Origin of the sequence: Micromonospora sp. GCM10011541, from assembly GCF_042650725.1 — a bacterium.
GTDB classification, from domain to species: Bacteria; Actinomycetota; Actinomycetes; order Mycobacteriales; family Micromonosporaceae; genus Micromonospora; species Micromonospora sicca.
In genome coordinates, this window is record NZ_JBHSBP010000102.1 from 25,808 (window position 1) to 39,654 (window position 13,847).

Sequence of the window (13,847 nt, forward strand, 5' to 3'; positions counted from 1 at the left end):
ACGGAATCCGTGGGGTCCGGTAATTTCAGGCCGTGATCGAGCGTCAGCAAGCCGAGCAACTGGCTGCCGTGTGGGCGCAGCGGGACTCCGAACGACTGGGATTCCCATGTACGCCGGTGGTCGAGGAGTTCGACCTCGGCTACCTCATCACCTCGCGGATCGCCGTCGAGGCCCGCGCGCTTCCCGGTGACCTGCCCACGACCGTCGTCGACAAGGAGACCGGAGACGTCTCCACCTGGCCGCGCCTGCCGTTCCCTGCCGTCGAGCAGATGTACCGGCAGCGTCGACCGCCCGAACCGCGAGCTCCCCGCACGATGGACCCGGCCAGCCAACTGCTCCGCGAGATCACCCGCCTGCCCACACCGGGCGCCGCGGCTCACCTCACCCTCGACGGTCGCGTCCACCGCGCCTTCGGCGCCAAGGGCGAGGTCGAGCTGCGACACCATCCGTTGGTACGGACGTATCTCGACGAGCTGCCACCCGGTCAGCTGGTCCGCGGTGGCGAGCGGCACGCCGAAATGATCGTCGTCTCCGACGTCCTGCACGAATACGACCACCGGCGTGCGACCGACGGCCTTCCTCCGCTGACCATGCAGGAAGCGGAAACGCTGCTCGGCCGCGCCGGAATCGAGTTCTTCCGAGTTCGCGAGGCCGGTGACCCGGCCGGTGGACGAGCCGAGCTGCCCTGTGACTCTTGCGTCAACTTTCTGGTGCGGTTCAACGCGCTGCCCTGGTCGGATCTCGCCTACACCCAGGTGAGGCTTTCGGACCCGCAGGTCGATCCTGACCCGGGACGGTTTCCGCCACAGGTCACGAATGCTCTGGTAATCGCCGGCTGGCGTCCCCACTTCGGTGACGAGGTACTTGCCGCCGCGGCTGTCCGGGAGGTGACCGCCGTCTCCGCCAGGAGGCACTCCCACCAGGTGTTTCCCGCCGTCATGCCGACCATCACCGCGTTTCCCGGTCTTGCGACCGGGCGCAAAGGACCTGGAGAACAGGTCTGGATCTCCCGCTTCGAAATCGACCCTCGCCGCATGGCCCACACCGCCGACACGCTGGCCGACTTCGGGGCCGTCCTCGGCGTACGGCTTTTTCCGCTGGGCACCGAGCGCGGTGACAGCATCATCGCCGTCGACGAGCACGGCCGGATCTTCGCACTCGACCAGGCCGGCGAGTGGTTCCTCGGCCCGGACATCGACGCCGCCCTGACCACCCTGCTGCTCGGCCGCCCCCCGGCCCGGGTACGCGACGACGGCACCTGGTGACGAAGCACTTCACCGGCCTGTCCGCGTCGGACTGAGCGCCACCGATCGCGCCACCGCCGCCCGGGCCGCCTGCCGCTACCCCGACGCCCAAGCCGCCGCCCAGATCCGCCGCGGCCGGAGCGCGACGGACTCAGCCGGTGAGCACTACAGCGCCACTCCGGTCAGGACCATGACGCGCGGCTCGGTGTAGTCGTCCATCGCGCTGCGCAGCCCCTCGCGTCCGACCCCGCTTCCCTTCACCCCGCCGTACGGCATCTGGTCGGCCCGGTACGACGGCACGTCCCCGACGATCACCCCGCCGACCTCCAGGCTGCGCGCGGCGGCGAAGGCGGTCTGCAGGTTGTGCGTGAACACGCCCGCCTGCAATCCGTACGCCGAGTCGTTGACGGCGGCGAACGCGGCCTGGTCGTTCTCGACCGGGCCGACCACCAGCACCGGCCCGAACACCTCCTCCGCGCACACCTTCGCGTCCGCCGGCACCCCGGACAGCACGGTCGGCGGATAGGTGGCGCCGTCGCGCCGCCCGCCCACCTCGATGGTGGCCCCGGCGGTGACGGCCTCGTCGACCCACGCCTCGACCCGCCGCGCGGCGTCCTCGGAGACCAGCGGACCGACGTCGGTCAGCGGGTCGGCCGGGTCGCCCGTCCGCAGCTCCTCGATCGAGGCGATCAGCCGGGGCAGGAAGCCGTCGTAGATCCACTCGTGCACGTACACCCGCTGCACCGCGATGCACGACTGCCCGGCCTGGTAGTTGGAGAAGGTCGCGATCCGGTGCGCGGCGAAGGTCAGGTCCTCGTCGGAATTCCAGTCCTCGCAGATCACCGCCGCCGCGTTGCCGCCCAGCTCCAGGGTGACGTGCTTCTCCGGCACCTGCCGGCGGATGGCCGCACCGACCGGGCCGGAGCCGGTGAACGACACCACCGGCAGCCGCGGGTCGGTGACCAGTTCGGCGGCGCGCTCGTTGGGCAGCGGCAGCACCGAGAACATCCCCTCGGGCAGCTCGGTCTCGGCCAGGATCTCGCCGAGCAGCAGCGCCGACAGCGGGGTGGCCGGGGCGGGCTTGACGATGATCGGTGCGCCGACGGCGATGGAGGGCGCGACCTTGTGGGCGACCAGGTTCAGCGGGAAGTTGAACGGCGCGATGCCCAGCACCGGCCCCTTCGGCACCCGCCGGACCAGCGCGATCCGCCCGGTGGCGGCCGGGTCGGTGTCGAGGCGCTGCAGCTCGCCGGAGAAGCGCCGGGCCTCCTCGGCCGCCCACCGGAACGTCGACACCGCGCGGCTCACCTCGGCCCGCGCCCACTTCACCGGCTTGCCGTTCTCGGCGGTGATCAGCTCCGCGACCTCCTCGTGCCGCTCGGCGAGCCGCCGGGAGACGTGGTCCAGGGCCACCGCCCGCGCGTGCGCGGGCAGGGCCGCGGCCTTCGCGGCCACCCCGGCCGCTGCCGCGACGGCGGCTTCGACCTGGTCGGCCGTGGCGAGGGTGGTACGCCCCACCGTCCGACCGTCGTACGGGTGGGTGACGGTCAGCTCGCCCTCACCGTGAGCGGGGCGGCCGGCGACATAGAAGGCTCTGGGCTCCACACCTCGGCAGCCTAGACGACGCAGAGCCGCGCGGAAACAGTTGCCCAGGGCCTTGTCTGCCGCGAATTCAGTAGCGAAGATGGCAGTCAGATTGCGATAACCTCCGCTGACCTCACCCCCGGCCACCCCTCGGAGACTTCTGATGAGCGACCAGCAGCAGCTGCGCAACTTCGTCAACGGCGAGTACGTCGACCCGGTGGACGGCGGCTACGCCGACCTCATCGACCCCTGCACGGGCGAGGTCTTCGCCCAGGCGCCGGTCTCCGGGGCGGCGGACGTAGACGCGGCGATGAAGGCCGCCGCGACCGCCTTCGAGAGCTGGCGGGACGCCACCCCCGGCGAGCGGCAGAAGGCCATGCTGAAGCTCGCCGACGCGGTGGAGGCCCGCGCCGCCGAACTGGTCGACGCCGAGGTACGCAACACCGGCAAGCCCCGCCAGCTCACCGCCGACGAGGAGCTGCCCCCGGCGGTGGACCAGTTCCGCTTCTTCGCCGGCGCCGCCCGCCTGCTCGAAGGCCGTTCGGCCGGCGAGTACCTGGCCGGCCACACCTCGTACGTGCGGCGCGAGCCGATCGGCGTCTGCGCCCAGGTGACGCCGTGGAACTACCCGCTGATGATGGCGGTCTGGAAGATCGCCCCGGCTCTGGCCGCCGGCAACACGGTGGTACTGAAGCCGTCGGACACCACGCCGGTGTCGACGCTGCTGCTGGCCGAGATCGCGTCGGAGTTCTTCCCGCCGGGCGTGTTCAACGTGGTCTGCGGCGACCGGGACACCGGTCGTACCCTCGTCTCCCACCCGACCCCGCAGCTGGTGTCGATCACCGGCTCGACCCGCGCGGGCATGGAGGTCGCCTCCGCCGCGGCCCCCGACCTCAAGCGAACCCACCTGGAGCTGGGCGGCAAGGCCCCGGTGGTGGTCTTCGACGACGCGGACATCGCGGCGGCGGCCGAGGCGATCGCGGTCGGCGGCTACTTCAACGCCGGCCAGGACTGCACCGCCGCGACCCGGGTGCTCGCCGGCCCCGGCGTGTACGACGACTTCGTGGCCGCCCTCGCCGAGCAGGCCCGGAACACCAGGACCGGCGCGCCGGACGACGAGGACGTGCTCTACGGCCCGCTGAACAACGCCAACCAGCTCGCCCGGGTACGCGGCTTCCTGGACCGGCTGCCGGACCACGCGAACGTCGAGACCGGGGGATCCCGGCAGGGCACCCGGGGTTACTTCTACGCCCCCACGGTGGTCAGCGGAGTACGCCAGCAGGACGAGATCATCCAGGACGAGGTGTTCGGCCCGGTCATCACGGTGCAGCGCTTCTCCGACGAGGACGAGGCGGTGCGCTGGGCCAACGGCGTCGACTACGGCCTGTCCGCCTCGGTCTGGACCAAGGACCACGGCCGGGCGATGCGGATGACCCGCCGGCTCGACTTCGGCTGCGTCTGGGTGAACACCCACATCCCGTTCGTCTCCGAGATGCCGCACGGCGGCTTCAAGCACTCCGGGCACGGCAAGGACCTGTCGGTCTACAGCCTGGAGGACTACACCCGGCTCAAGCACGTCATGCACAACATCGAGGGCTGACCTGTGAGCGCGAGGAGCGAGCCGGGTTTGCGAGCCCCGCAGTCGCGAACGAAGGAAGGCGCAGCATGACTTCTTCTGACGAGCTGCACAAGCGGCGCGGGGCGGCGGTGGCGCGCGGCGTCGGCAGCACCGTCTCGTCCTACGTGGACCGGGCGGGCGGCGGCACCATCACCGACGTCGACGGGCGGGAGTGGATCGACTTCGCCGCCGGCATCGCCGTCGCCAACGTGGGCAACGCCGCCCCGAAGGTGGTCGAAGCGGTCCGGGCGCAGGTCGAGCGCTTCACCCACACCTGTTTCATGGTCGCGCCGTACGAGTCGTACGTGGCGGTCTGCGAGCAGCTCAACGCGCTGACCCCGGGCGACTTCGAGAAGCGCTCGGCGCTGTTCAACTCCGGCGCCGAGGCGGTGGAGAACGCCGTCAAGATCGCCCGGCACGCCACCGGGCGGCCGGCGGTGGTGGTCTTCGACCACGCGTACCACGGTCGGACCAACCTGACCATGGCGCTGACCGCGAAGAACATGCCGTACAAGCACCGGTTCGGACCGTTCGCCGGGGAGATCTACCGGCTGCCGATGTCGTACCCACTGCGTGACGGCGGCCTGTCCGGGGCCGAGGCGGCAGCCCGAGCCGTGGAGATGATCGAGAAGCAGGTCGGGGCGGAGAACGTGGCCGCGCTGCTGATCGAGCCGATCCAGGGCGAGGGCGGCTTCGTCGTACCGGCGGAAGGTTTCCTGCCGGCGCTGCGCGAGTGGGCGACGTCCACCGGGGTGGTCTTCGTCGCCGACGAGATCCAGACCGGGTTCTGCCGGACCGGGGACTGGTTCGCCTGCCAGCACGAGGGCGTCGAGCCGGACCTGATCACGCTGGCCAAGGGCATCGCCGGCGGCCTGCCCCTGGCCGCGGTGACCGGGCGGGCGGAGCTGATGGACGCGGTGCATGTCGGCGGCCTCGGCGGCACGTACGGCGGGAACCCGATCGCCTGCGCCGCCGCGCTGGCCGCCATCGAGACCATGCACGAGCTGGACCTGGCCGCCGCCGCGCGACGGATCGAGCGGGTGATGGGCGACCGGTTGCGCGCCATCGCCGCCCGCGACCCGCGGGTCGCCGAGGTACGCGGCCGGGGCGCGATGCTCGCCATGGAGCTGGTGCGGCCCGGCACCCTGACCCCCGATCCGGCCGCCACGGCGGCGGTGTCGGCGGCCTGCCACGCCGCCGGCCTGCTCACCCTCACCTGTGGCACGTACGGCAACGTGCTGCGCTTCCTGCCCCCGCTGGTCATCTCCGACGACGAGCTGGCCCGGGGCCTGGACATCCTGGACGCCGCCTTCGGCTGATCCGGCCCGCCGCCGCCACCGGAACCCGTCCCTCGACAGAGGGGCGGGTTTCGTCGTTCCGCTGGCGCGCATCCTGTCTTATAGTCTTACTGTCGTAGTACAACAGGAAGGCCATCGGGTGATCGAGTTCGTGCTGGACGGCCGGTCCAAGGTGAACACCTACGTGCAGCTGATCCAGCAGGTCAAGCAGGCCCTGCGGGTGGGGCTGCTGACGCCGGGCGACCAGCTGCCGAAGGTCCGCGACGTGGCGCAGTCGCTGGCCATCAACCCGAACACGGTGCTGAAGGCGTACCGCGAGTTGGAGATCGAGGGCCTCGTGGAGGGGCGTCCCGGCGTGGGCACGTTCGTCCGCCGCACCCTCGCCGGCTCGTCGCTGCCCCACCAGGCCGAGCTGCGCGAAGAACTGGTGGCCTGGCTGCACCGTGCCCGCGCCGCCGGGCTGACCCCCGAAGACGTCACCGCCCTGGTCGAGACCACCATGCGGGCCGCGCTGGCCGCCGAGGCACCGCGCGCCGAGCCCGCCTCAGCAGGATGAGAGGACACCGAATGGACATCGCGCTGGAGGCCGACCAGCTCGGCAAGCGGTACGGGAGAACCTGGGCGCTGCGGGACTGCTCGCTGCGCCTTCCCGCCGGGCGGATCGCCGCACTCGTCGGCCCGAACGGCGCCGGCAAGAGCACCCTGCTGCACCTGGCGGTGGGCCTGCTCCGGCCCAACGCCGGCGCGGTGCGGATCTTCGGCGAGGCGCCGTACGACAACCCGGCGGTCCTGCCCGAGATCGGCTTCGTGGCCCAGGACACCCCGCTCTACCGGGACTTCACCGCGGCGGAGCTGGTCCAGCTCGGCGGCCGGCTGAACAAGCGCTGGGACGGGGCGCTCGCCCGTAACCGGCTGGCCCAGCTCGGCATCCCGCCCAAGCTGCCGGTCGGCAAGCTCTCCGGCGGTCAGCGCGCCCAGGTTGCGCTGGCCCTCGCGCTGGCGAAGCGGCCCCGGCTGCTGCTGCTCGACGAGCCGGTCGCCAGCCTGGACCCGTTGGCCCGCAGGGAGTTCCTGCAGTCGCTGATGGGCAGCGTCGCCGAGTCCGAGACCACCGTGCTGCTCTCCTCGCACCTGCTCGCCGACCTGGAACGGGTCTGCGACTACCTGATCGTGCTCAACGCCGCCCAGGTGCAGCTCGCCGGCGCGGTCGACGACCTGGTCGCGTCGCACCGGCAGCTGGTCGGCCCGCGGCACGACGGCGGCCCGATCGGCGGCGTCAACGGGGTGGTCCGGGCCAGCCACACCGACCGGCAGTCCACGCTGCTGGTCCGCACCGACGGCCCGGTCACCGATCCCGCCTGGACGGTGCGCGACGTCGGCTTGGAGGACGTCGTCCTGGCCTACCTGGCCGACGGCGCCACGCAGACCAGGCACAGCGAGTGGGGGGTGCCGGCATGATCTGGCTGACCTGGCGGCAACACCGCAAGCAGGCGTTCTTCACTCTGCTGGGGTTCGCGGCGCTCGCCGCCCTGATGGTGCCGATCGGCCTGTCGATGCGGCACACCTTCGCCGACCTCGGGCTGGCGGAGTGCGTAGGCCAACTGAGCGACCCGGACGTGGCCGCGACGACCCGAGACAGCTGCGAGGCGGGTTTCCGCCGCTTCACCAACCAGTACGGCAGCCTCAACCTGGTGGCCGTACTGCTGCTCACCCTGCCGGTGCTGGTCGGCCTGTTCTGGGGCGCCCCGCTGGTCGCCCGGGAGGTGGAGCACGGCACGCACCGCTTCATCTGGACCCAGGGCGTCGGCCGGACCCGATGGGCGCTGGTGAAGTTCGGGCTGGTCGGCGCGGCCGTGGTGGCCCTCGCGGTCTGCTACGGGCTGGGCATGTCCTGGTGGGTCGACCCGCTGACCCACGCCGCCCGGGAGGGCCGGCTCGGCCTGATCGTCTTCGACCTGCAAGGCGTGGTCCCGATCGGCTACACCCTCTTCGCCGTGGCGCTCGGCATCTTCACCGGCACGGTGTGGAAGCAGATGCTGCCCGCCATGGGCATTACCCTGGCCGGGTTCATCGGCGTACGGGCGGTGGTGGCGATCCTGGCCCGGCCGCACTACCAGCCCGCCCGGACCCTCGCCTTCCCGATCGAGGGGACCGGGGAGCCGTTGACGGAGCGCGGCGACTGGATCCTCTCCCAGGGCATCCGCGACGCCGACGGGACGATGGTGGCGGCGGACACCCAGATCATGTGCCCGCCGGGCGGGAAGGGACCGGACGGCCGGGCCTGCGGTGCCGAGCTGGGCCTGGGGCCCGGCGCCTACAACTGGCAGCTCTACCAGCCGGCGGGCCGGTTCTGGCTGTTCCAGGGCATCGAGACCGGCATCTTCGTCGCGCTCGCGGCGCTCCTGCTCTACCTGGCCGTCCGCCGCATCCGTCGCATCGCCTGACGACCGCCGGCGCTCCTCGGTGGAACACCATGGGTGCCACGGCACCTCGGAGACACCCATGGTGTTCCACCGGCCGCCGGGCCGGGGCGCCGCCGCGCCGGCGGGGCACCCCGGCACCAGGCGGCAACCGCGCGGCGGCGTGATCAGCGGAGCAGCTCCACCGCGTTGCGGCGGACCAGGTTCTTGCCCGGCTCGCGGATCAGCTCCATCGCGGCGGCGTTGAGCAGCACACAACTGCCCGACGGGCCGGTCACCGGCACCGTCACCACCTTGCCGTTGTCCAGGTTGGTCACTCGCAGCCGGGTGCCGACCGGGAACTGTCCGCTGGTCGCGGCGGGCGCGCCACCCTCGGCGGAGAACGTGATCGCTCCGGTGCAGACGCTCTGCCCGGCCGGTGCGCTCACCCCGCCGCCGGGCCCGGCGGCACCGGGCTGCGCGTCACCCGGCCGGGTCTGGCCACCGGCCGGCCCGCCGCCACCCGGCTGCGCCGCCCCGCCGCCACCGTCCAGGCGCTCCACCAGGTTGCGCCGGATGACGTTCTTGCCCGGCTCCCGGACCAGGTCCATCGCCGCCGCGTTGAGCAGCACACAACTGCCCGACGGGCCGGTCACCGACACCGTCGCCGCCTTGCCGTTGTCCAGGTTCGTCACGCGCAGCCGGGTGCCGACCGGGAACCGGTCGCTGGTCGCCGCGGGCGCCCCGCCCTCGGCCGAGAAGGTGACCGACCCCTGGCAGGCGCTCTGTCCGGCGGGAGTGGTGTCGGCGAAGCCGAACCCGGTCCCGACCGCCACCACCGCCGCCGCGACCGCCGCCACCCCGGCCGCCAGTACGTGCTTCCGCTGCACCCTCACCGCATCTCCCGTCGTCCGATGTCCTCTGACGACTGCCGGTACGGGCTGGGAGCGCTGCCGGGATCAGCGACACCGACCGGAAAGTTACCTGAATCACTGTGGCCGACGGATGCCCAGCGTGCTTTGCATCGGCAGCAACCCGGACGCCACCACCGCTCCGGTCAGCGGGGCCACGAGCTGCGCGAACCGGCCGACCGCCGGGCCGACCGCCCGCCAGGGTGCCGCCGCCAGGTCGTCCGTACGCCGGTCCACCTCGTCGCGCAGCCGGTGGCCGGCGTCGGTCGCCAGCCCGGCGGCGTCCACCAGGCCCCGCGCGGCGAGTCGGTCCCGGGCGGCGGCCCACTCCTCGTCGGTCCAGCGCCGGCTGGCGAAGACCTCGACCGGTGCGGCGCCCACGGCGGCGAAGGAGACCAGCGCCTCGGTCGGGTCGAGGCCGGCGGTGAGCAGCGCGGCCACGTGCCCGTCGCCGCGGTGCTCGCGGAGGATGGTGGCGGCCTGCCAGAGCGCCAGGTGCGGGGCGTCCGGCCAGGGCAGGTCGGCGTTGGCGGCGGCCAGCGGACGCCCGGCCAGGTCGGCGGCCTGCGCGGCGCGGCGGGCCAGCGCGGCGGCCTCGGCCAGCTCGGGCGAGTCGACCCGGTCGCCGAGCAGGGCACGTAGCGCCCGGTCCATCCCGGACAGTCGCGCGTCGAGCACCTTCGCCGGGTCGGCGACGGACCAGACCGCCGGGACGTACTCGGCGACCATGCGGGGGCTGAAGCTGTAGTAGGTGGCCGTGACCAGCTCGGGCCCGGCCGCGCCGAGCGGGGCGGAGCGCAGGGCGAAGTAGCCCGGCCAGCGCTCGTCCGTGGCCAGGCCGAGGGTCGCGGCCTCCTCGGTGAGCTCCGGCGCGTAGTAGACCAGCGCGTGCACCGGCTCGATCAGCTGCCACAGCTGCCGCACCATGGTGGGTTCCATTCCGACCTCCCCGATCAAGCTCATCTTGTCATCGTCAAGTTTGTCCCGAGGACGCGAACTTGTCAATGTAAAGTTTGCGGAAGAGACATGGGCCCGGCGTGAACCAGGCCCACGTGGAGAGATCAGATGTCGTTGTGCCAGCCGCGGCTGATCTCACCGGCGGGCCGCGGCTCGCCCTTGGCCACCACCCGCCAGAAGCGGTCCGGCTCGGCGTGGTCGCGCAGCGAGAGCTCGGCGCCGACCCGCACCCGGCGGTCGTCGCGTACCCAGGCCACCAGATGGCGGTCGTCGCTGACCAGCTGGAGCTGCACCATCATCCGTTCCCGCGCCCCGACCATCACGACCACCCTTCCCGTGCCACCACGCCGCCGCGCCCTGCGGGGGCGGGACACAGCATGAAGGGGCGTCGATCGATCGGGCAACCGGTATTGGCGATCGTGGGTGAGGTGGGTCACCATGGGCGCGAGGAGGTCGCCGATGGCTGACCCGTGGCTCGCCCTGGAATTCGGCGCCGATCCGGCCGAGCGGATCGCGCAGGTCGGCGCCGCCCACGAAGCCTTCCTCACCGGCGACGCCGAACCACAACTGGTACGCGAGGTGGTCCGGCACTCGTGGCGCCGCTCCGCCCAGGCGCTCCTCGACCCGGAGGCCACCGCCCCGGTGGACCTCAGCGACGACACGCTGGAAAGCTACCGCGCCGCCCATCCCCTCGTTCAGGTGCTGCCGCTCTTCCGTGACCTGCTCGGCGGCATCGCCCAGGACGGCGCGCACCTGATGGCGGTCTGCGACGCCTACGGGCGGCTGCTCTGGGTGGAGGGACATCCGGGGGTGCTCCGGCACGCCGAGCGGATGAACTTCATCCCCGGCGCCCGCTGGGACGAGGCGCACGCCGGCACCAACGCCCCCGGCACCGCCCTCGCCGTCGACCACAGCGTGCAGATCTTCGCCACCGAACACTTCGTCCGGCCGGTGCAACGCTGGACCTGCGCCGCCGCGCCCATCCACGACCCGGCCACCGGGCGGCTGCTCGGCGCGGTCGACATCACCGGCGGCGACCACCTGGCCAACCCGCAGAGCCTCGCCCTGGTCCGGGCCACCGCCCGGGCCGCCGAGGCGTTCCTCGCCCAACCCCTCGACCCGGCCGTGGTCACCGTCAGCGCGCTCGGCCGCGACGAGGCGGAGCTGCGCGTCGGCGGTCGGCGGATCCGGCTCGGCCGCCGGCACAGCGAACTGCTGGTGCTGCTCCTCGACCACCCCGAGGGGCGCACCGGCGAACAGCTCGGCCTCGACCTGTACGGCGACGACCGGCTGCACCCGGTCACCCTGCGCGCCGAACTGTCCCGGCTGCGCCGGGCGCTCGGCCCGGAACTGCTCGACTCCCGGCCGTACCGGCTGCGCGGGACCGTGCACGCCGACTTCCGTACCGTCACCGAGCTGCTCGACCGGGGCGACCCGGCGGGGGCGCTCCAGGCGTACGGCGGGCCGTTGCTGCCCGGGTCGGACGCGCCGGGAGTGACGCGACTGCGCCGGCTCATCGACGGGCAGCTCCGCGCGGCCGTGCTGGCGACCGCTGACCCCGCGCTGCTCGCGGCCTGGACCGCGACGCCCGCCGGGGCCGACGACCTCACCGCCTGGCAGGCCCTGGCCCGGGCCTTGCCGCCGGGTGCGCCGCGTCGGCCCCTCGCGGTGGCGCGCGTCCACCAGCTCTCCCGGGAGTACGACCTGCCGCGCGCAACGTTGCTGCAACGTCCGCGAAACTAACGTCCCCGCCGTCACCCCCAGACGGACGGCGGAGGTACCCATGGCGCGCTACGACGCTCCCACCCACTGGCAGTCCCGCTACGACCACTTCATCGGCGGCGAGTACGTCAAGCCGCACGGCGGCCAGTACTTCGAGAACCCCACCCCGGTCACCGGCCAGACCTTCTGTGCGGTCGCCCGCGGCACCGCCGACGACGTCGAGAAGGCCCTCGACGCCGCGCACGGCGCCGCCGACGCCTGGGGGCGCACCTCGGTCGCCGAACGCGCCCTGATCCTCAACAAGATCGCCGACCGGATGCAGGACAACCTGGAGTCCCTCGCCGTCGCCGAGACCTGGGAGAACGGCAAGCCGGTACGCGAGACCCTGGCCGCCGACATCCCCCTGGCCATCGACCACTTCCGCTACTTCGCCGGGGCGATCCGGGCCCAGGAGGGCAGCCTCGGCGAGATCGACGACGACACCGTGGCGTACCACTTCCACGAGCCGCTCGGCGTGGTCGGGCAGATCATCCCGTGGAACTTCCCGATCCTGATGGCCACCTGGAAGCTCGCCCCGGCGCTGGCCGCCGGCAACGCGGTGGTGCTCAAGCCCGCCGAGCAGACCCCGGCGTCCATCCACTACCTGCTGTCGCTGGTCGCCGACCTGCTCCCACCCGGGGTGGTGAACGTGGTCAACGGCTTCGGCGTCGAGGCGGGCAAGCCGCTCGCGTCCTCGCCCCGGGTGGCGAAGGTGGCGTTCACCGGCGAGACCACCACCGGGCGGCTGATCATGCAGTACGCCAGCGAGAACATCAAACCGGTCACCCTGGAACTGGGCGGCAAGAGCCCGAACATCTTCTTCGACGACGTCAGTGCTCGCTCCGACGAGTTCTTGGACAAGGCGCTCGAGGGCTTCACCATGTTCGCCCTCAACCAGGGTGAGGTCTGCACCTGCCCGTCCCGGGCGCTGATCCAGCAGGGCCACTACTCGGACTTCCTGGCGGCGGCGGTGGACCGGACCAAGGCGGTCAAGCAGGGCCACCCGCTGGACACCGACACGATGATCGGCGCGCAGGCCTCCAACGACCAACTGGAGAAGATCCTGTCCTACCTGGACATCGGCCGGCAGGAGGGCGCCCGGGTGCTCACCGGCGGTTCACGGGCGGACCTTGGCGGCGAACTGTCCGGCGGGTACTACGTCGAGCCGACCGTCTTCGAGGGCGACAACTCGATGCGGATCTTCCAGGAGGAGATCTTCGGCCCGGTCGTCTCGGTGACCTCCTTCGCCGACCTCGACGACGCGGTGAAGATCGCCAACGACACGCTGTACGGCCTCGGGGCGGGCGTGTGGACCCGGGACATGAACACCGCGTACCGGGCCGGCCGGGCCATCCAGGCCGGGCGGGTCTGGACCAACTGCTACCACGCCTACCCGGCGCACGCCGCGTTCGGCGGGTACAAGCAGTCCGGCATCGGCCGGGAGAACCACAAGATGATGCTGGAGCACTACCAGCAGACCAAGAACCTGCTGGTCAGCTACTCCACCAAGAAGCTCGGCTTCTTCTGATGGCTGATCCTGTGACCGTGACCCCCGCGGCGGCCGAGCTGATCCGGTCGTTGCGGGGGCGGCACGGGCCGCTGATGTTCCACCAGTCCGGCGGCTGTTGCGACGGCAGCGCCCCGATGTGCTACCCGGCCGGCGAGTTCCGCACCGGCGGCTCCGACGTCCGCCTCGCGGCGCTCGCCGTGGACGGCGTCCCCGAGCCGGTCGAGTTCTGGATGTCGAAGTCCCAGTGGGACCTCTGGAAACACACCAGGCTCACCGTCGACGTGGTCCCCGGCCGAGGCAGCGGCTTCTCCCTGGAGGCCCCCGACGGCGTCCGCTTCCTGATCCGCTCCCGGCTGGCCACCTGACCCCACTCCCGCTCCCGCTCCCGCTCCCACTCCCACTCCCACTTTCGCGATCTTGCACTTTGGGTCGTTGAAATGCCTGGCTTGCCCTTCTTATCCGGGCAGTAAGTGCAAGATCGCGGGAGAGCGGGTGGGCGGAAGGGACGCTCCTATGCTGCGTCAAGCTCTGAGGGCGGGGTTTCGAGGCGTCGGTAGATTTCGCG

13 protein-coding genes are annotated in these 13,847 nt (G+C 72.1%); 9 read left to right on the forward strand and 4 right to left on the reverse strand.

Annotated elements, in window-relative coordinates; translation table 11 throughout:
- Positions 1 to 32: 32 nt before the first annotated feature.
- On the forward strand, positions 33 to 1,265 hold the full coding sequence (locus ACFOYX_RS34170) for an SUKH-3 domain-containing protein (protein ID WP_322440958.1): 1,233 nt from the start codon (positions 33 to 35) through the stop codon (positions 1,263 to 1,265).
- Positions 1,266 to 1,409: 144 nt separating this feature from the next.
- Here the strand turns inward: ACFOYX_RS34170 and ACFOYX_RS34175 are convergent, their stop codons facing one another.
- Positions 1,410 to 2,849 (reverse strand): aldehyde dehydrogenase family protein, encoded by a 1,440-nt coding sequence (locus ACFOYX_RS34175; protein WP_322440957.1) that lies wholly within the window; start codon positions 2,847 to 2,849, stop codon positions 1,410 to 1,412.
- Between the two features lie 142 nt (positions 2,850 to 2,991).
- Between ACFOYX_RS34175 and ACFOYX_RS34180 the strand changes: the two genes are divergently transcribed.
- The 5 genes from ACFOYX_RS34180 (at position 2,992) to ACFOYX_RS34200 (ending at position 8,188) form a co-directional block, all read left to right on the forward strand.
- The gene (locus ACFOYX_RS34180; RefSeq protein ID WP_322440956.1) at positions 2,992 to 4,428 is read left to right on the forward strand and encodes a gamma-aminobutyraldehyde dehydrogenase; all 1,437 of its coding nucleotides are present in this window, start codon (positions 2,992 to 2,994) and stop codon (positions 4,426 to 4,428) included.
- 65 nt (positions 4,429 to 4,493) lie between these two features.
- On the forward strand, positions 4,494 to 5,765 hold the full coding sequence (gene gabT / locus ACFOYX_RS34185) for a 4-aminobutyrate--2-oxoglutarate transaminase (RefSeq protein ID WP_322440955.1): 1,272 nt from the start codon (positions 4,494 to 4,496) through the stop codon (positions 5,763 to 5,765).
- A gap of 118 nt (positions 5,766 to 5,883) precedes the next feature.
- Entirely contained in the window at positions 5,884 to 6,300 is a 417-nt protein-coding gene (locus ACFOYX_RS34190) for a GntR family transcriptional regulator (RefSeq protein WP_322440954.1), read from the forward strand.
- 11 nt (positions 6,301 to 6,311) lie between these two features.
- Positions 6,312 to 7,202, forward strand: coding sequence for an ABC transporter ATP-binding protein (locus tag ACFOYX_RS34195; RefSeq protein ID WP_322440953.1), 891 nt, complete (start codon positions 6,312 to 6,314; stop codon positions 7,200 to 7,202).
- Positions 7,199 to 8,188: a transporter gene (locus tag ACFOYX_RS34200; protein WP_322440952.1), complete on the forward strand. Its 990-nt coding sequence runs from the start codon at positions 7,199 to 7,201 to the stop codon at positions 8,186 to 8,188. Before ACFOYX_RS34195 ends, ACFOYX_RS34200 begins: the two co-directional genes overlap by 4 nt.
- Before the next feature lie 143 nt (positions 8,189 to 8,331).
- Here ACFOYX_RS34200 and ACFOYX_RS34205 read toward each other — a convergent pair whose 3' ends face one another.
- The 3 genes from ACFOYX_RS34205 to ACFOYX_RS34215 all read right to left on the reverse strand — a co-directional run bounded on the left by ACFOYX_RS34205 (position 8,332) and on the right by ACFOYX_RS34215 (position 10,331).
- On the reverse strand, positions 8,332 to 9,039 hold the full coding sequence (locus tag ACFOYX_RS34205; protein WP_322440951.1) for a hypothetical protein: 708 nt from the start codon (positions 9,037 to 9,039) through the stop codon (positions 8,332 to 8,334).
- 93 nt (positions 9,040 to 9,132) lie between these two features.
- Positions 9,133 to 10,017 carry a hypothetical protein gene (locus ACFOYX_RS34210; RefSeq protein WP_322440950.1) on the reverse strand — a complete coding sequence of 295 codons (885 nt, stop codon included), beginning with the start codon at positions 10,015 to 10,017 and terminating at the stop codon, positions 9,133 to 9,135.
- 98 nt (positions 10,018 to 10,115) lie between these two features.
- A complete protein-coding gene (locus ACFOYX_RS34215) occupies positions 10,116 to 10,331 on the reverse strand; it encodes a hypothetical protein (RefSeq protein WP_146230987.1) in 216 nt (71 codons plus the stop codon).
- A gap of 139 nt (positions 10,332 to 10,470) precedes the next feature.
- Here ACFOYX_RS34215 and ACFOYX_RS34220 point away from each other — a divergent pair, with 139 nt between their 5' ends.
- From ACFOYX_RS34220 to ACFOYX_RS34230, 3 genes are read left to right on the forward strand one after another with little or no spacing between them, the layout of a single operon-like run.
- Positions 10,471 to 11,754 carry a GAF domain-containing protein gene (locus ACFOYX_RS34220; protein WP_322440949.1) on the forward strand — a complete coding sequence of 428 codons (1,284 nt, stop codon included), beginning with the start codon at positions 10,471 to 10,473 and terminating at the stop codon, positions 11,752 to 11,754.
- Positions 11,755 to 11,794: 40 nt separating this feature from the next.
- Positions 11,795 to 13,300: an aldehyde dehydrogenase gene (gene adh, locus ACFOYX_RS34225; protein ID WP_322440948.1), complete on the forward strand. Its 1,506-nt coding sequence runs from the start codon at positions 11,795 to 11,797 to the stop codon at positions 13,298 to 13,300.
- Positions 13,300 to 13,647 (forward strand): DUF779 domain-containing protein, encoded by a 348-nt coding sequence (locus ACFOYX_RS34230; protein WP_322440947.1) that lies wholly within the window; start codon positions 13,300 to 13,302, stop codon positions 13,645 to 13,647. Before adh ends, ACFOYX_RS34230 begins: the two co-directional genes overlap by 1 nt.
- The last annotated feature ends 200 nt before the right edge of the window (positions 13,648 to 13,847 follow it).

Coding starts and splice junctions, on each gene's coding strand:
- ACFOYX_RS34180 (WP_322440956.1), top strand. CDS start 2,992: ATGAGCGACCAGCAGCAGCTGCGCAACTTCGTCAACGGCGAGTACGTC.
- gabT (WP_322440955.1), top strand. CDS start 4,494: ATGACTTCTTCTGACGAGCTGCACAAGCGGCGCGGGGCGGCGGTGGCG.
- ACFOYX_RS34195 (WP_322440953.1), top strand. CDS start 6,312: ATGGACATCGCGCTGGAGGCCGACCAGCTCGGCAAGCGGTACGGGAGA.
- ACFOYX_RS34200 (WP_322440952.1), top strand. CDS start 7,199: ATGATCTGGCTGACCTGGCGGCAACACCGCAAGCAGGCGTTCTTCACT.
- ACFOYX_RS34210 (WP_322440950.1), bottom strand. CDS start 10,017: ATGAGCTTGATCGGGGAGGTCGGAATGGAACCCACCATGGTGCGGCAG.
- ACFOYX_RS34215 (WP_146230987.1), bottom strand. CDS start 10,331: ATGGTCGGGGCGCGGGAACGGATGATGGTGCAGCTCCAGCTGGTCAGC.
- ACFOYX_RS34220 (WP_322440949.1), top strand. CDS start 10,471: ATGGCTGACCCGTGGCTCGCCCTGGAATTCGGCGCCGATCCGGCCGAG.
- adh (WP_322440948.1), top strand. CDS start 11,795: ATGGCGCGCTACGACGCTCCCACCCACTGGCAGTCCCGCTACGACCAC.
- ACFOYX_RS34230 (WP_322440947.1), top strand. CDS start 13,300: ATGGCTGATCCTGTGACCGTGACCCCCGCGGCGGCCGAGCTGATCCGG.